Source organism: Flavobacterium sp. UBA7682 (genome assembly GCF_002482945.1).
Taxonomy (GTDB): domain Bacteria; phylum Bacteroidota; class Bacteroidia; order Flavobacteriales; family Flavobacteriaceae; genus Flavobacterium.
In genome coordinates this window covers 71,206-86,633 of record NZ_DLGY01000018.1, presented here as the reverse complement: position 1 = coordinate 86,633, position 15,428 = coordinate 71,206, and the positions used below count along the sequence as shown (strand labels likewise).

Sequence of the window (15,428 nt, the reverse complement as noted above, 5' to 3'; positions counted from 1 at the left end):
CAAATTTAACATTTTAACATTTATACAATAAATACATTAACCAAACATTAACATCTCGAAATAATTTTATTGATTTTTTAATATTTTAAGAATATTATCCACTTGATTTTTAGTATCTTCCATTGAAATATTGTGGATGATATAATCACTTTTTTCGATCTTTTTTTCTTCGGACCACTGATTTTTCATTCGGTCTAAAACTTGTTCTTTATTGGTTTTATCTCTATCAATAACTCGTTGTAATCGAGTCTCTAAAGGTGCCGTAACTGTAATAATACTATCACAATATTTATAACTACCGCTTTCAAATAAAATAGCAGCTTCTTTAAATACGAAAGGTTGATTTTTATGTTTTTTTACCCAATTATTAAAATTTTGTTTAACGATAGGATGAACAATATTATTGAGTTTTTGAAGTTTGTCGGGATTATTAAATACCAATTGAGCCAATTGCTGTCTATTAATCTTACCGTCAGCAATGACCTCTTTACCAAAAGCATTTTGAACCAATTCAATGACATTTTTGGTTTCCATTATCTTTTTAGCTTTTTCATCAGCAATATAAACAGGAAAACCCAGCGACTTGATATAATTGGCCACTGTAGTCTTTCCACTACCTATTCCGCCTGTTAATCCTATTATTTTTGTCATGACTTTACTTTAAAAAACAATTCAGGAAATGCTTCTTCGGGATTTTGTTTTTGGATTTTAATCTTAATGTAAGATTCTAAAAAACCTCTTCCGTAACCAAAGAACTGTTTGTTAACGGCAACTACAGATAGGAAACCTATTTCTAAACTTTTACTTTGTATTGTAGCCGTAATAAAAATCAACAAGTAATAGAATGCATAACAAAGTATTGGAAAAGGTATTCCAAAAATAAAAAGAAGAATGGCAATCGAAAAACCTACAATAAATAAGGTTGGGAATAAAAAAGTCAGCTTACTGTATTCGGGATACCAACTGTCTAATATTGGTCTGGCTTTTCCAAATTTATTGACTTGAATCGAAAACTTATCCCAATCTATTCTGCGTTTGTGGTAGACAAATGCTTTAGAGAACAATCTAGTATTATACCCTAATTTCCATAATCTGATAGACAAATCAGGATCTTCACCAGGATGAATATTTCCAAATCCATTTGAAGTCTCAAAAGCTTTTTTTGAAATTCCCATATTGAAACTTCTGGGTTGGAACTTACTTAATTTTTCAGAACCACCGCGAATACCGCCGGTCGTTAAAAAAGAGGTCATCGCAAAATTAATCGCTTTTTGTACAGAAGAAAAAGAGTCTAGTGCAGCATCTGAACCTCCAAAACAATCGACATAGTTTGCAGTTAATTCCTTCTCAACATCGGATAAATAATGTTTAGGAATAATACAATCCGAATCAAAAATGATGAAATAATCGCCCTTGGCCTTTTTCATCCCGAAGTTTCTGGAATCACCAGGACCACTGTTTTCTTTGAAGTAATAAGAAATATTCAAGCTGTTTTTAAAATGTTCTATTTCTTCTTTGCAAGGAATTGTGGAACCATCTTCAATAATTACAATCTCATAGGGTTTATTAAAATCAGAAATCAATAAACTCTCTAATAGTTCTTTGATTTCATCTGGTCTGTTATAAACTGGAATAATAATTGAGAAATACATGGTCTAAATTTTAACTTTGTTCAGTTCGACCTTACGGTCTCGGGTAACAAAGATAAGTCTTATACAAAAGAAAAACCACCTAAAATTTAGGTGGTTTTAATTATAAAACTAAATGTAAAAACTATTCTTTGATAACTCTGATAGTTTTTGATTGATTATCTGCTGCAGTTACTTTAACTAAATAAGTACCACTTGCTAAACCTGTCATATCTACTTGTCCTAAATTAGCTCCAATTGTATTAGTGCTCATTTTTTGACCTAGCAAATTGTATACTTCAACACTAGAAATTTCTTGGCTATAAGAAAGATTTAAAACATTCTTAACCGGATTTGGATAATGTTCAAAATTAGAACTATCAAAACTTTCATTAGATAACAATTGGTTTTTCGAAACTCTTAAACAGAAAGAACCAACCGCTACATCACTATAGCCTGAAACTCTTACATAATAAGTTGAATTGGCAGTTACCGGTGAATCTAGTATTAATGAGTTCCATGAAAATCCATTTGGTTGTACTACAACTCCACCATCATTATCACAATCAATCTCAGTTAAAGCACCACAAGTACCTGAATAAAGTGCTACATCTGTATCATATAAAGTTCCTCCTAAAAAGTCAGTAGAAATATCAACAGTAGCCGCATCAGAAGGCGCAACAAATGAATACCACACATCATTTTCACCATAATTGAAACAAACTGCAAGTGCAACACCAGAATCTGTTGCTCCTAAATTGGTACCATTGGTGTTAGTACCATTACAGAATGTATCATCTACAACTAATACAGTTGCTCCTAAACAGTCGTCATTAGCCGGAGCTGGTGGAGGTGTTACTGTTAAGACACCATTCCCGAAAGTTGCACCATCCCAAATGCTTCCATTGTTTGGAGCATCAGCATTGATACCACCATAAACATAAGCACCATTATCTAAATTAAAACGTGTAGCATAGTAATAGGTTCCAGGCGCTAATGTAGCACCAATAGTAGCCTGATATTCATCATTGTTTCCAATATTACCAGCATTATGAGTAGCAACAACCCAATCAGTCCAAGTGTTAGGATTCGTATTTGTAGTACTATATCCAACCCAAGCATTGATTCCAGGAGCTTGTCCATCAATATTTGGAGCAACGTCTGTTAGTCCTCCTTCGTATACTTGTCCATAAACAGTTACATTTCCACCTTGAGTAATTGTTGCTGTTGGAGGCCATTGTAAACTCACATAATCAGGTAATGCTGCCGATGGAATACCACAAATAACTGAACGAGTTCTATTATCGGCATTAGCAACACAGTTATTATCTGCATGTGTATAAAATCTAATTTGACCATCAATGGTTGAAACCCAAGTTACCGGTGTAGTCCCATAAGCTGCAGCAGTTGTACCACCATCAGCACTAATAGTAATTAAATCTGTAGCTATTGAACTATTGAAAACATAAGTCTGTCCTAAAACAACATTAACTGTTGAGTATTCTCCAGCATAACCTGCTGCAGTGATAACATTATCAGTTAAACCATCACAAGTCTCAGGAGTATAAGCAGCACCCGGCCATTGACCATTTGGTGCATTCAAACAATATCCCGGTGCAGGAATAGTGGTAAAACTCCATTCTACACATCCTACAGCTGAACCTCCAACATTTTTAGGAACTATTTTCCAATAGAAAGTTGTATTAAATCCTGTGATGTTAATTGGTGTAGTAAGTGTTAAATAATTACCAACTAATATAGTTGCATTTCCAGGTGTTAAACCATAATATAAATCATAGGATACAGCAGGATCTCCTGTTGTTGGAGCTGTCCAAGTAAAATCAACTGTTCCCGGAACTACATTAGTGGCTCCATCAATTGGTGCAACATTACCTGCACAACTAGGAGCAAGAGTCGTATTAAAAGTAAACGGTCCTGCCCAAGTACTAAAACTTGAACCAAGAGTACACTCATCTCTCACATAAAATTCATAAGCGGTTTGTGGTAGTAACAAAGTAGCCGGATAAGTATTTCCTGTTACATTCACTCCAGTATCGTCTGGAGTTCCAGGAACCCCTGTTCCAGCAGGCTGTATAACAACTTCAGCGTTAGCTGCACCTCCTGAGGTCCAAGTTAAATTAGCTGTTGTAGAAGAAGTAACGGTAGCAATACCAGCTGTTGGACTTAAACAAGCAGGAAGAGCTACTACTAAAGTGTAATCTTCAGACTGACCCCATCCAGTGTTTACAGTATTACAGGAATCAGAATAACCGGCAAATTTCTTTATCACTCTCATTCTTGTGTTTCCTGCAAGAGCATTACCAGGTGCAGTTATGCTACCTACAAGTTCTACTGCATCAGCACCGGTTGAATTGACAATAGTACCAATATCGTATGATTCACCTGCATCTGTGAAATCATTGTTTTGATTCCAATCAATAAAAACACGGAGATAAGTTGTATAATTACCATCTGTATTACCTTTTAAAGTAATAGGGTAAGTACTTCCAGAAAACACATTTCCAGTGATGGCTGTGTAATCTTCATGTGCAATGATAGTGGTGCCATTGTTTGCACCAACTAAAGCGGAACTGGTGTTATTAATTCCTGCAAAATTCACCAACGTAATTGGTTCTACATTGTTGGTAAAAGTTAATGGTCCACAATAGGGTGCCGGAAATTGGGCAAGTGCCGTAAAACTGACCAATGATAATAGTAGAAATGTAATTTTCTTCATAAATAATTATTTATTTGTATGTTAATTTGATAAAAATAAGAAAAAAAAGAAAAACCACCTAAATTTTAGGTGGTTTTAATTATAAACAAAATATAAAATATTATTATTTGATTACTCTAACAGTTTTTACTTGGTTATTGGCAGTAACTTTAACTACGTAAGCCGCGCTAGGCAAGTTTGACATATCAATCTGAGCTTGGTTAACATTAACTGAATTAACACTGACTCTTTGACCTAACAAATTATAAATTTCAACACCAGAAACCTCTTGACTGTAAGATAAATTTAAAATGTTTTTAACAGGATTTGGATAGTAAGTGAAATTACTATCATTAAAGTCTTCATTTGATAATAATTGATTTCTTGAAACTTTCAAACAAAAAGTACCAACTTCATCAACGTCGTAACCTGAAACTCTTACATAATAAATTGAATTGGCAGTTACCGGTGTAGCTCCATAAACTAACGCAGTTGTGCCACCATCAGCACTAATAGTAATTATATCTGTTACTATAGAACTGTTGAAAACAAAAGTCTGTCCTAAAACAACATTAACTATTGAGTATTGTAAATGAGAACGGAAGCGCAACAGTGTAGTTTACGTCATCCAAAGCTCTAGCTGCAGTTCCACTAGCGACCGTTTGTGTAGCTAAAACAGTCGAACCGGTTAAAAGCGTATAAGCACCATCACTCTGTAAAAAAGAATAGGAACTTACTTGAGTATTTACATGAAACACACTTAATATTGCAAAGAGCAATAAGGTAATTTTTTTTATATTATTAGATTAAAAGTTGATAGCTATTAATTAAAAAAAACTCACAAATTTTTGTGAGTTTTTTTAATTAATTTACTGAAAAATTCCTATTTTTTTATACTTGGAATATGCGTCATTTCGTTTGCTTCTGCAGTGTAATCCACTTCCTCGAAACCAAAACCAAACAAGTTTAAAAAGTCTTGTTTATAGCCTGCCAAATCACCTATTTCGGTTAGATTTTCAGTAGTAGCGGTTTCCCATAAAGTTTTAATTCTTGCTTGAATATCCTCTCTCATCTCCCAATCATCAATTCTGATTCTGCCTTTTTCATCTGTTGGTATTGTTGAACCCGTGTAAAGTCTTTCTGAAAATAATCTTTGAATTTGTTCGATACAACCTTCATGAACCCCTTCGGCTTTCATTATTTTATACAATAAAGAAATGTACAATGGAATTACAGGAATAGCAGAACTAGCTTGTGTTACTAATGCTTTGTTCACCGAAACATATGCTTTTCCTTCAATCGATTTTAAACTGTCAGTAATTTCAAAAGCTGTAGCTTCTAAATGATCTTTGGCTCTTCCTATAGTTCCTTTTCTATAAACCGCTTCCGTCACTTCAGGTCCAATATAAGAATAAGCAATCGTAGTAACTCCTTTCGCTAAAACACCGGCATTAGAAAGCGCTTCCATCCACATTGACCAATCTTCACCGCCCATAACCACAACTGTATTGTCAATATCGTCTTGGTTCGCAGGCTCAATAGTAACTTGGGTTACATTTCCGGTGTGGAAATCTACTGTTTTATTGGTAAAGGTGTTACCAATCGGTTTCAACGTTGAACGATGTAAAACTCCAGTTACGGGATGCATTCGAACAGGTGATGCCAAACTGTAAATAATCATATCAACCTGACCTAAATCAGCTTTGATTAAATCAATTGTTTGTTGCTTAATCTCATTTGAAAAAGCATCACCATTGATACTTTTGGCATACAAACCTGCTTTTTGAGCTTCTTGTTCAAAAGCGGCAGTATTGTACCAACCCGGAGTAGCAGTTTTTCCTTCAGAAGGTTCTTTTTCAAAGAAAACACCAATTGTTGCAGCATCAGAACCAAAAGCACTGGTAATTCTTGAAGCCAATCCGAAACCGGTTGAAGCACCAATCACTAAAACTTTTTTAGCACCATCAATGGTTCCTTTAGATTTTACATAATTGATTTGGTTTTTAACACTTTGTGCACATCCGTCCGGGTGAGCTGTTAAACAAATAAACCCGCGCATTCTTGGTTCTATAATCATATTCTATGAAATTAAGTTGTCTGTATATTTAAATTAAAGTAGTACAAAATTAATAAATTAAAACGGTTAGTTTAGTAATGCTTTGGCATGATTCAATGCCGAATCTGAAATATCTTTACCGGAAAGCATTTCTGCAATTTCAATGATTCGTTCGTCATTGGTTAACAATTTCAATTCGGAAACCGTATTTTCACCTAAAACCGTTTTGAAAACCTTATAATGAGTGTTGCCTTTGGCTGCTATTTGTGGCAAATGCGTAATCGCAAAAACCTGCATAGTTTGGCTCATTTCGCGCATAATCTCACCCATTTTATTGGCAATTTCACCCGAAACTCCGGTATCAATTTCATCAAAAATAATGGTTGGTAATTTGGAATATTGAGACAAAATCGATTTTACAGCCAACATAATTCTCGACATTTCACCACCGGAAGCGACTTTTTTCAATAAGCCAAAATCAGTTCCTTTATTGGCAGAGAACAAAAACTGCAAACTGTCTTTTCCATTATTATAATAGGTGTCCGAAACTACAACATTAATCTTAAATCGAACATTTGGCATGCCTAATAAATTCAAGATTTCAATCAGTTTGTTGCTGAGATTTGGTATCGCTTCACTCCTACTGTGGCTGATTTTAGTCGCAATCGAATCCAATTGATTTTCAAAATCTTTAATGCCATTTTCAAGTTTACTGATTTCTTCTTCTAAAGTCACTACCGAAACCACTTTGCTTTCCAAGTCATTTTGAATATCAATCAATTCTTCCACCGTCAACACTTGATGCTTCTTTTGCAAACTGTAAATCAGTTGTAGTTTTTGATTGACTAATTCTAATTTTTCAGGATCATTAAAGACTAGTTCTGATTCGCGATTCAACTCTTTGACAATGTCATCAAATTCAATTAAAATCGAATTGGTGCGTTCAAAAAGGGATTCGTATTCTGCAGAAAAACTGGTATTTTTTTGAAGTATAGATTTGAATTCTTTTAGGTTTTTCAACAAACCAAATTGGTCTTCATTGGCCAAAGCCAAAAGCGCTGAAAGATTTTCTTTGATGAATTCAACATTATTCAGTGCTTCATAAGTTTTTTCTAATTCTTCAAGTTCACCAACTTTTAAATTAGCCGAATGCAATTCGTTGAAGAGGAATTCGTTATAATCTTTCTCTTTTAAAATGGCTGACAAACTTGTCTTTTTGGTTTCCAAAGCCGTTTTAGCCGAACGGTATTGTTTTAGAATTGACGAATATTCCGCTCTGAATTCTTGATTATTCGCAATTGCATCAATGATTTTAAACTGGTATTCTTCTTCAGACAATTCTAAGGTTTGGTGTTGAGAATGCACATCGATTAAGTAAAAACTTAAGTCTTGCAGTTGTTGTAAATTGACAGGACTATCATTTACAAAAGCTCTCGATTTTCCCGAAGGTAAAATTTCCCTCCGAATGATGGTTTCTTCTTCATAGTCCAAATCATGGGCTTCAAAGAAAGACTTCAAATCATATTTCCCGATGGCAAAATTGGCTTCAACGATGCATTTTTCTTCTTTGTTTTTCAGTGAAGTTAAATCGGCTCTTTTACCGAGAACCAATCCTAAAGCACCTAGAAGTATTGATTTTCCGGCTCCGGTTTCACCGGTTATAATTGAAAAACCCTTAGAAAAATCAATATTTAATTTTTCAATTAAGGCAAAATTTTCAATTGAAAGTGAAGTAATCATTTGCAGAAAATGTGGTAAAGTTTAAGTAGTAAATATACTAATTATAACTTGATGGTTGCCCATTTACTTGAATTGAGTGGTGAAATTTTATTCAATGTTTCTATAGTTTCCGATATAGGAACTTTTGGTCCGCCGGATAGGATTGACACAATTTCATCGACTTTAGCATCGAAGAAAACCCTGGTCAAAAACGCATTGGAACGCACTTTATATATAGCACTCAAAGCAGTGATAGAGGCTAATATTTTTTCTTTAGACGATTTCAAATCTTTTGTCATGTTGTCCAAACCTTCTCTGTGGTATTGGTACATAACGTCTCTAAAAGCATCAAAAGTTCCGGAAAGCATGTCATTGGCCAAGAAAAAACGATTTTGATTTCCATCGGATTGGCTCCAACCTTTGTATCCACTTTGTTGGGCTACAGTTACAATTTGTTGGGCAATATCAAACCATTGTTTTCCACCGTAAAGTGTGTAAGTATCGGCATCAAAACCAAGAATCATGTAGCTGTAAAATGCTAAAACAGACACTAAATTGGAATCAAAATTAGCCGGATTGAAAAGCAAGTTTTCAAATTCTACATAGCGAAATCCAAAATCTTTGTCGTTGTAGTTAAAAACCGGTGAAGAATAAGAAGAATTAAAAATAGGTCTGGAAGATTCCACTTGAATAGTCGCTGAAAAAGCGTTAGAATCATAACTGTTCAAAGTGATGACCATAGAACAATTGATCTTTTCGTTTTGCTTATAGCTTTCTCCAGTCCAATCCGTTTTGTTGACAAACTCATTAATCGATTTTTCTAAATTTCTAAAAATCTGATTATTGGTACTGGCAATTTTATCTGAGTTGACCTGAACCGAACAATTCAATTGTTGCGCATTAGTCAATCCAACCCAAAACAAAAAAAGAATACTAACTATTTTTTTCATGTGTAAATTTATATTGTTTTCAACTGTCTTTTAATTCTGATCAGCTAAAATCATTTAAAACGACTTTATTTATCAATCCTTATTATAACGAGAAATTACTTTGTTTATTATATCATCCGCAACAGCTTCTTTAGATTTTAAAGGCATGGCTTCAATCACAAAATCTTTATCAATAAAAGTAACTTTATTGGTAACCGAACCAAAACCAGCGCCTTTATCCTGAAGCGAATTTAAAACAATCAAATCTAAGTTTTTTTTCTGAATTTTCAACTTTGCATTTTCAATTTCATTTTCAGTTTCCAAAGCAAAGCCAATTAAGAATTGCTTTTGTTTTATTTGTCCCAATGAAGCTAAGATGTCTTTGGTCTTTTCCAATTCAATGGTGAAAGCTGCTTCCGATTTTTTTATTTTTTGATCAGCAACCACTTTAGGTTTATAATCGGCAACGGCGGCGGCGCAAATGGCTACATCACTATCATTAAAATATTGGTGGCACGCTTCGTACATTTCTTCAGCCGAAGTCACTCGGATCAAATTGACAGCAGAATTTTGCACATTTAAATCCGTTGGACCTGAAATTAAAATCACTTCAGCACCAAGATGGGCAGCACTTTTAGCAATATCAAAACCCATTTTGCCCGAAGAATGATTCCCAATAAATCGAACAGGATCAATCGCTTCATATGTTGGGCCAGCCGTAATCAATATTTTTTTACCTCTTAACGGTAATTTACTTTCCAAATCCTTTTCTAAAAAGGCAACAATATTTTCAGGTTCAGCCATTCGGCCTTCGCCGGATAAGCCACTGGCTAATTCTCCACTTTCAGCAGGAATCATGATGTTACCAAATTGTTTCAGCAAATTAAAACTGGAAATAGTTGAAGGATGTTTGTACATGTCCAAATCCATTGCCGGAGCAAAGTAAACCGGACATTTAGCCGATAAATAAGCAGCAATTAAAAGATTATCACAATTGCCATTCGCCATTTTAGAAAGTGTATTCGCAGTAGCAGGAGCAATAAGCATCAAATCGGCCCAAAGTCCTAATTCAACGTGATTGTTCCATTGGGCATTCTCGTCCTCATCATTATAAAAAGTAGAATGAATAGGATTTTTGGAAAGTGTAGATAATGTTAACGGTGTTACAAAATCCTTAGAAGCCGGTGTCATGACCACTTGGACATTAGCACCGGCTTTTATAAATAATCTGACTAATGAGGCTGTCTTGTAGGCGGCAATTCCTCCGGAAACGCCGAGTAAAATCTTTTTACCGCTTAAAACAGACATCTGAATTAGTCTTTTGTAGTATCTCTGTAGTAAATTTTGTCATCAAGCCATTCTTGAACAGCCAATGCGTGTGGTTTTGGTAATTTTTCGTAGTATTTAGAAACTTCGATTTGTTCTTTGTTTTCAAAGATTTCTTCAAGACTATCGTTGTAAGTAGCAAACTCTTCTAATTTCTCAGTTAATTCTTTTTTAATTTCAGAATTGATTTGGTTTGCTCTTTTAGCCATTATTGTTATTGCCTCGTAAACATTGCCAGTGCGCTCTTCAATTACAGTTTTGTTGTAAGTGATTGTGTTTACCGGTGCATTCGTCTTTTTTAAATCCATGACTTTTTTATTTAGAAAATTGTTTTAAATCTGTTTCAATTCGGGCCAACATTTCGTCAGCTTCTGATTTGTATTTGGTATCTGCTTTGTGCTTGATTAAACTATTGTACGCTGCTTTTGCATTATTCAAACGCTCTTCCATTTTTGCAGGAACACTATTAATCGCTAGTTTATAGGCTGAATCCAATTTGTAAAATAAGGCCGCTTCTTTATAAGGCGTACCCGGAAATTCAATAATAAAATTATCAAACGCTACCATGGAAGCTTTATAATCTGAAATGGTGTTATAAATCTTAGCGTTTTCATAGGCTTTTTTCTCCAATTTCTCTCTCAAAGCTTTGGCGATAGTATTTGCTTCAGTTAAATATTGAGATTCAGGAAAGGCATCTATAAAATTCTGTAATTTTTCAACTGCTTTATAGGTATCAATTTGATCCAAACTGTAAACCGGAGATAGTTTTGAAAAACATTTAGCTCCAAGAAATGATACTTCTTCTATTTTTTCACTCTTTGGAAAACTAGAGGCAAAACTCTCAAATTGATAACCGGCTAAATAATATTGATTGGTTTTGTATAGCGATTGCGAATACATGTAAAACATCTTTTGAGCTGATGGCTTTCCTTTGTAAGCAGGAGCAATTTGTTCAAAAAGGCGTATGGCTTTACCATATTTATTGGCTTCATACATTTTAGTTGCCATTTCATACTTAACAGCAATATCTTCTGATTTTAATGCTTTTTGGTATTCGCTACACGACGAAAAAAATACTACAAAGGCAAATAAGGCTAAAAATTTCTTCATTATGATGTTTAATGCTGCTGATTTTAAACACATTTTGTGACTTAAAAAGCAACTGCAAATTTAGTTATTAATTGTTTACAACAAAATATTTTTTTCGAAGTCGAAAAAATTACATTTTTGAAATTTTATTGGTGAAATCATGTAGGCGTTTGGCTAAATTTTCATCAGCATTTACTAAAGGTAAACGAACTATATTCTCAGACAAGCCCAATGACTTAAACACTTCTTTAATTCCGGCCGGATTTCCTTGCTCGAAAATCATATCAATTGAATCCGCTAGAAGATAGTGCAATTGATAAGCTTCTTCTACTCTTTTGTTCAAACCTAAATGCACCATTTCAGAAAATTGTTTCGGAAAACCTTCAGCAATTACGGAAATAACGCCTGCGCCTCCGGCTAAAACCATTGGCAACGTAATCATATCATCACCTGAAATCACTAAGAAATCTTTTGGCTTGCCTTGAATCAATTTCATCGCTTGAACGATATCGCCTGCAGCTTCTTTTACAGCCACCACATTTTTGAAATCATTAGCCAAACGAATAATTGTTGACGGCAACATATTACTAGCTGTTCTTCCCGGAACATTGTACAAAATAATCGGAAGCGGCGAAGCTTCAGCAATCGCTTTAAAATGTTGGTAAATGCCTTCTTGAGTTGGTTTGTTATAATATGGAGAAACAGAAAGTATCGCCACGAAATCGGAGAAATCTCTTGATTTTAATTCAGCGACAACTTCATTGGTATTATTACTTCCAACTCCTAAAACCAAAGGCAATCTTCCTTTATTGGCTTCTACAATTGTCTTTATTACCAATTCCTTTTCGTCCTTTGTCAATGTTGCTGTTTCGGCGGTTGTTCCTAAAACAACTAAATAGTCAATTCCGTTATCAACTTGGAAATTAACGATGGCTTTTAACGCATCAACATCTACTGAAAAATCTTTTTTGAAAGGTGTAACAAGGGCAACTCCCGTACCAATTAATGATTGCATTTTAAATTTTGTTTAGAATTTTTAAATATTTAAATAGTTCGTCCATAAAGACTTTATAATTTTCGGCATTGGTGTTGATCATAAAATGATTCAACCTTTTATCGATAGCAGCGAAGCCAACTTTAAAACCTGCTTTTGATTGATGAGAAACCAATAATAAGGCTACTTTCTCGGTATCGTAATAATTGATTAATAAATCGAATGGTTCAGCAATAAAATCTTTTACTTCTTTTTTATCAACTGTAGCACGCCAACTTAAATCTTTGTGGCTGAAAGTAGGATAATCAAAAACTTCATTTTTTTTAATTTTATTTTTGAAAACCAATACTTTAATGTCTTTCTCTGCAATTCCGTTTTGGATTAGCTCACGAACCATGGCTTCTCTTTCATAAAAGTAAGTTTCATCAAAAATAATCCCAACAGTTTTGATAACACTATCCGAAGCCAAATGTTTAACATTTGATAAACTATTCTTAACTATTTTTTTTGTTGAAAAATCCTTTAAGTAATTTAAAAACATACTACTTTTACTTGAATTACAAAATTACTAAAATTAGCGCCAAAAGCGATGGTAAAACTAAAAAACTATAACGTTGTATTAAAACATTTTGTTTTATTATTAACATTTGCAAGTCTTATTTCCTGCGCGGAAAAAAAATACACTGTCACTCGAATTGAAGGCAAAGAAATTGCAATTAATTCAACCAACACCGAAGACATTGAATTTGAAAACTTTATCAAGCCTTATCGCGATAATATTGATAAAGATTTGAGTTTGATTTTAGCCAATGCGCCAGAGACGATGGACAAATCGGGCGAATGGCAAACGCCAATGGGTAATTTCTTATCTGACATTACTTTTGATAAATCGAATGTCATTTTCCAACTTAGAGAGAAAAAAACCATCGACATTTGTTTGCTTAATCATGGTGGTATCAGAACTATTATTTCAAAAGGCGATGTTTCAGCAAGAAATGCTTACGAAATCATGCCCTTTGAAAACAGCGCTTTTGTTATTGGTTTAAAAGGAGAACAAATCTTAGAAATGGTCAATTATATCATCACCGAAAAAAAACCGCATCCATTGAAAGGGTTAACTTTTACCATTGGCAAAGACAACCAACCAAAAAATATTTTGGTCAACGGAAAAGCATTGGAAAATGATAAAATCTATTATGTTGTGACTTCAGATTATCTTGTCAATGGTGGAGACAACATGCTTTTCTTCAAAAAAGGGGTTGAAAAATATGACCTAGATTATAAACTTCGAAATATCATTATCGATTATTTCAAGGAAAACAAAAAGATTACAGCCAGTAAAGACATCAGAATCAGCAAAGAACTATAAGATGAAAAGAAGAGATTTTATACAAAAAACTGCGGCAAGTTCGGCTTTGCTAAGTCTTGGCGGACTTTCACTAAGTAGTTTCAAGACTTTGAACACTAAGCATCTTACAGTTTTACATACTAACGATGTTCATAGTTATATTGATCCGTTTCCGGCGAATCATCCCAAAAACCCAAACATGGGCGGCGTTGCCCGAAGAGCGGCTTTGATTGAAAACATTCGAAGAGAAAATCCGAATGTGCTCTTATTAGATGCCGGAGATATTTTTCAAGGAACGCCTTATTTCAACTACTACGGCGGAGAATTGGAATTCAAGCTCATGAGCATGATGAAATATGATTTGGCAACAATAGGCAACCACGATTTTGACAATGGAATTGACGGTTTATATGCCCAATTACCCAATGCAAATTTTGAATTTGTTTCTGCCAATTATGATTTCAAAAACACCGTGATGAACGGTCAGGTTAAGCCTTATAAGATTTTTAACAAAGATGGGATCAAAGTTGGCGTGTTCGGACTTGGAATCAGTTTGGAAGGTTTGGTTGATAAGAAGAATTACAAAGAAACCGTTTACAATGATCCGTTAACCGTTGCTCAAGACATGTCACGCATTTTAAAACAAGAACAAAAATGTGATTTGGTGATTTGTCTTTCTCACATTGGTTACCAATACAAAAACGAGCCTGATAAAATTTGTGACACCAAATTGGCAACATTAACCAAAGACATTGACTTAATTATCGGCGGACATACGCATACTTTCTTAGACAAGCCCACGGTTTTGAAAAATGCTGAAGGCAAAGATGTTTTGGTGAATCAAGTCGGTTGTTATGGGATTAATTTGGGGCGAATCGATTTCTATCTTGAAGACTCAAAATCAGTTACAACCCAAGGAAAATCAATTATTGTTTGATTTTTCTGCAATCATTACATATTTATAAAACGAGAAGAAAGCTAATGCATTAAAGGTCATAGCTAAAGGTCGGAGTAACTTTTGAAACTCATTGACTAAAAAGTACTTTTCTATAAAAACCGAAAACTGCAACATTACAAACAGCAAAACCGATATTAATAAAACTGAGTTTTGCTTGTTATCATTCATTACATAACTCGAAAGGGCAACACCTGCAAATACTGAAATTAAGATGTTTTGCAACATCAACAAATAAAAACTATTCTCCGGAATGTCATTGGTTTCAATAAATAAGTAAAAGAAAATAAGCAAAAAAGGCAATGTTGCAATGATCATTGGAATAAAATCTTTTACTTTTTGCAAAGAAAATACAAGATAAATGATTACAATACGATGCAGTGTAAAGATTATCAAAGCATAATAAAGACACATTGGTGTACTTGGTATAAACAATATGTTCACCACCATTGAAAATAATAATACGATGACAAAAATTGGATTTTTTCTGCTAGAACTTATAAGATAAATTACCACCAAAAGTAAAGGAATCAGCGGTTTTAGCGAACAAATAAATGGTGTATAGGCAAAGTATTCTGAAATAACTTCAAAGAATGCTATGATAAAATAGCCAAAGGTTAATGACTTTAATATATTGTCTTTTCTAACCATAGAAAATCGCTTAGGAA

At 34.0% G+C, this 15,428-nt stretch carries 16 protein-coding genes; 2 read left to right on the top strand and 14 right to left on the bottom strand.

The features are described from left to right. Window positions 1-66: 66 nt before the first annotated feature. The 13 genes from coaE to B3C16_RS04090 form a co-directional block, all read right to left on the bottom strand. A complete protein-coding gene (gene coaE, locus B3C16_RS04150) occupies window positions 67-651 on the bottom strand; it encodes a dephospho-CoA kinase (protein WP_121313619.1) in 585 nt (194 codons plus the stop codon). Then, a complete protein-coding gene (locus B3C16_RS04145; protein WP_121313618.1) occupies window positions 648-1,652 on the bottom strand; it encodes a glycosyltransferase in 1,005 nt (334 codons plus the stop codon). The genes coaE and B3C16_RS04145 overlap by 4 nt, the downstream gene beginning before the upstream one ends. 121 nt (window positions 1,653-1,773) lie before the next feature. Next, complete coding sequence (locus B3C16_RS04140) at window positions 1,774-4,365, bottom strand: T9SS type A sorting domain-containing protein (protein ID WP_291129090.1); 2,592 nt, start codon at window positions 4,363-4,365, stop codon at window positions 1,774-1,776. A gap of 103 nt (window positions 4,366-4,468) precedes the next feature. Beyond that, entirely contained in the window at window positions 4,469-4,954 is a 486-nt protein-coding gene (locus tag B3C16_RS04135; RefSeq protein WP_291129087.1) for a T9SS type A sorting domain-containing protein, read from the bottom strand. Next, window positions 4,917-5,123, bottom strand: coding sequence for a hypothetical protein (locus tag B3C16_RS04130; protein WP_147406840.1), 207 nt, complete (start codon window positions 5,121-5,123; stop codon window positions 4,917-4,919). The genes B3C16_RS04135 and B3C16_RS04130 overlap by 38 nt, the downstream gene beginning before the upstream one ends. 104 nt (window positions 5,124-5,227) lie before the next feature. After that, window positions 5,228-6,421: an enoyl-ACP reductase FabV gene (gene fabV / locus B3C16_RS04125; RefSeq protein WP_121313614.1), complete on the bottom strand. Its 1,194-nt coding sequence runs from the start codon at window positions 6,419-6,421 to the stop codon at window positions 5,228-5,230. A 66-nt stretch (window positions 6,422-6,487) separates the two neighbouring features. Further along, window positions 6,488-8,140, bottom strand: a complete 1,653-nt coding sequence (gene recN / locus B3C16_RS04120) for a DNA repair protein RecN (protein ID WP_291129083.1) — start codon at window positions 8,138-8,140, stop codon at window positions 6,488-6,490. A gap of 41 nt (window positions 8,141-8,181) precedes the next feature. After that, window positions 8,182-9,069: a DUF4835 family protein gene (locus B3C16_RS04115; RefSeq protein ID WP_121313612.1), complete on the bottom strand. Its 888-nt coding sequence runs from the start codon at window positions 9,067-9,069 to the stop codon at window positions 8,182-8,184. Window positions 9,070-9,141: 72 nt separating this feature from the next. Continuing rightward, window positions 9,142-10,356, bottom strand: a complete 1,215-nt coding sequence (gene coaBC, locus B3C16_RS04110; protein WP_291129078.1) for a bifunctional phosphopantothenoylcysteine decarboxylase/phosphopantothenate--cysteine ligase CoaBC — start codon at window positions 10,354-10,356, stop codon at window positions 9,142-9,144. Window positions 10,357-10,361: 5 nt separating this feature from the next. Beyond that, on the bottom strand, window positions 10,362-10,682 hold the full coding sequence (locus B3C16_RS04105) for a DNA-directed RNA polymerase subunit omega (RefSeq protein WP_121313610.1): 321 nt from the start codon (window positions 10,680-10,682) through the stop codon (window positions 10,362-10,364). 7 nt (window positions 10,683-10,689) lie between these two features. Continuing rightward, window positions 10,690-11,484: an outer membrane protein assembly factor BamD gene (locus B3C16_RS04100; RefSeq protein ID WP_121315042.1), complete on the bottom strand. Its 795-nt coding sequence runs from the start codon at window positions 11,482-11,484 to the stop codon at window positions 10,690-10,692. 109 nt (window positions 11,485-11,593) lie between these two features. Continuing rightward, window positions 11,594-12,478, bottom strand: coding sequence for a 4-hydroxy-tetrahydrodipicolinate synthase (gene dapA, locus B3C16_RS04095; RefSeq protein WP_121313609.1), 885 nt, complete (start codon window positions 12,476-12,478; stop codon window positions 11,594-11,596). Between the two features lies 1 nt (window position 12,479). Continuing rightward, window positions 12,480-12,998: a DUF6913 domain-containing protein gene (locus B3C16_RS04090; protein ID WP_121313608.1), complete on the bottom strand. Its 519-nt coding sequence runs from the start codon at window positions 12,996-12,998 to the stop codon at window positions 12,480-12,482. Between the two features lie 48 nt (window positions 12,999-13,046). On the opposite strand from B3C16_RS04090, the gene B3C16_RS04085 reads away from it, so the two are divergent. Beyond that, window positions 13,047-13,826: a 5'-nucleotidase C-terminal domain-containing protein gene (locus tag B3C16_RS04085; protein WP_121313607.1), complete on the top strand. Its 780-nt coding sequence runs from the start codon at window positions 13,047-13,049 to the stop codon at window positions 13,824-13,826. A gap of 1 nt (window position 13,827) precedes the next feature. Further along, the gene (locus tag B3C16_RS04080; protein ID WP_291129070.1) at window positions 13,828-14,742 is read left to right on the top strand and encodes a bifunctional metallophosphatase/5'-nucleotidase; all 915 of its coding nucleotides are present in this window, start codon (window positions 13,828-13,830) and stop codon (window positions 14,740-14,742) included. On the opposite strand, the gene B3C16_RS04075 is transcribed toward B3C16_RS04080, so the two are convergent. After that, window positions 14,728-15,411, bottom strand: coding sequence for a hypothetical protein (locus B3C16_RS04075; protein ID WP_121313605.1), 684 nt, complete (start codon window positions 15,409-15,411; stop codon window positions 14,728-14,730). The two genes, B3C16_RS04080 and B3C16_RS04075, sit on opposite strands and share 15 nt — an antisense overlap. Window positions 15,412-15,428: the final 17 nt, after the last annotated feature.

Coding starts and splice junctions, on each gene's coding strand:
- coaE (WP_121313619.1), bottom strand. CDS start 651: ATGACAAAAATAATAGGATTAACAGGCGGAATAGGTAGTGGAAAGACT.
- B3C16_RS04145 (WP_121313618.1), bottom strand. CDS start 1,652: ATGTATTTCTCAATTATTATTCCAGTTTATAACAGACCAGATGAAATC.
- B3C16_RS04140 (WP_291129090.1), bottom strand. CDS start 4,365: ATGAAGAAAATTACATTTCTACTATTATCATTGGTCAGTTTTACGGCA.
- fabV (WP_121313614.1), bottom strand. CDS start 6,421: ATGATTATAGAACCAAGAATGCGCGGGTTTATTTGTTTAACAGCTCAC.
- recN (WP_291129083.1), bottom strand. CDS start 8,140: ATGATTACTTCACTTTCAATTGAAAATTTTGCCTTAATTGAAAAATTA.
- B3C16_RS04115 (WP_121313612.1), bottom strand. CDS start 9,069: ATGAAAAAAATAGTTAGTATTCTTTTTTTGTTTTGGGTTGGATTGACT.
- coaBC (WP_291129078.1), bottom strand. CDS start 10,356: ATGTCTGTTTTAAGCGGTAAAAAGATTTTACTCGGCGTTTCCGGAGGA.
- B3C16_RS04105 (WP_121313610.1), bottom strand. CDS start 10,682: ATGGATTTAAAAAAGACGAATGCACCGGTAAACACAATCACTTACAAC.
- B3C16_RS04100 (WP_121315042.1), bottom strand. CDS start 11,484: ATGAAGAAATTTTTAGCCTTATTTGCCTTTGTAGTATTTTTTTCGTCG.
- dapA (WP_121313609.1), bottom strand. CDS start 12,478: ATGCAATCATTAATTGGTACGGGAGTTGCCCTTGTTACACCTTTCAAA.
- B3C16_RS04090 (WP_121313608.1), bottom strand. CDS start 12,998: ATGTTTTTAAATTACTTAAAGGATTTTTCAACAAAAAAAATAGTTAAG.
- B3C16_RS04085 (WP_121313607.1), top strand. CDS start 13,047: ATGGTAAAACTAAAAAACTATAACGTTGTATTAAAACATTTTGTTTTA.
- B3C16_RS04080 (WP_291129070.1), top strand. CDS start 13,828: ATGAAAAGAAGAGATTTTATACAAAAAACTGCGGCAAGTTCGGCTTTG.
- B3C16_RS04075 (WP_121313605.1), bottom strand. CDS start 15,411: ATGGTTAGAAAAGACAATATATTAAAGTCATTAACCTTTGGCTATTTT.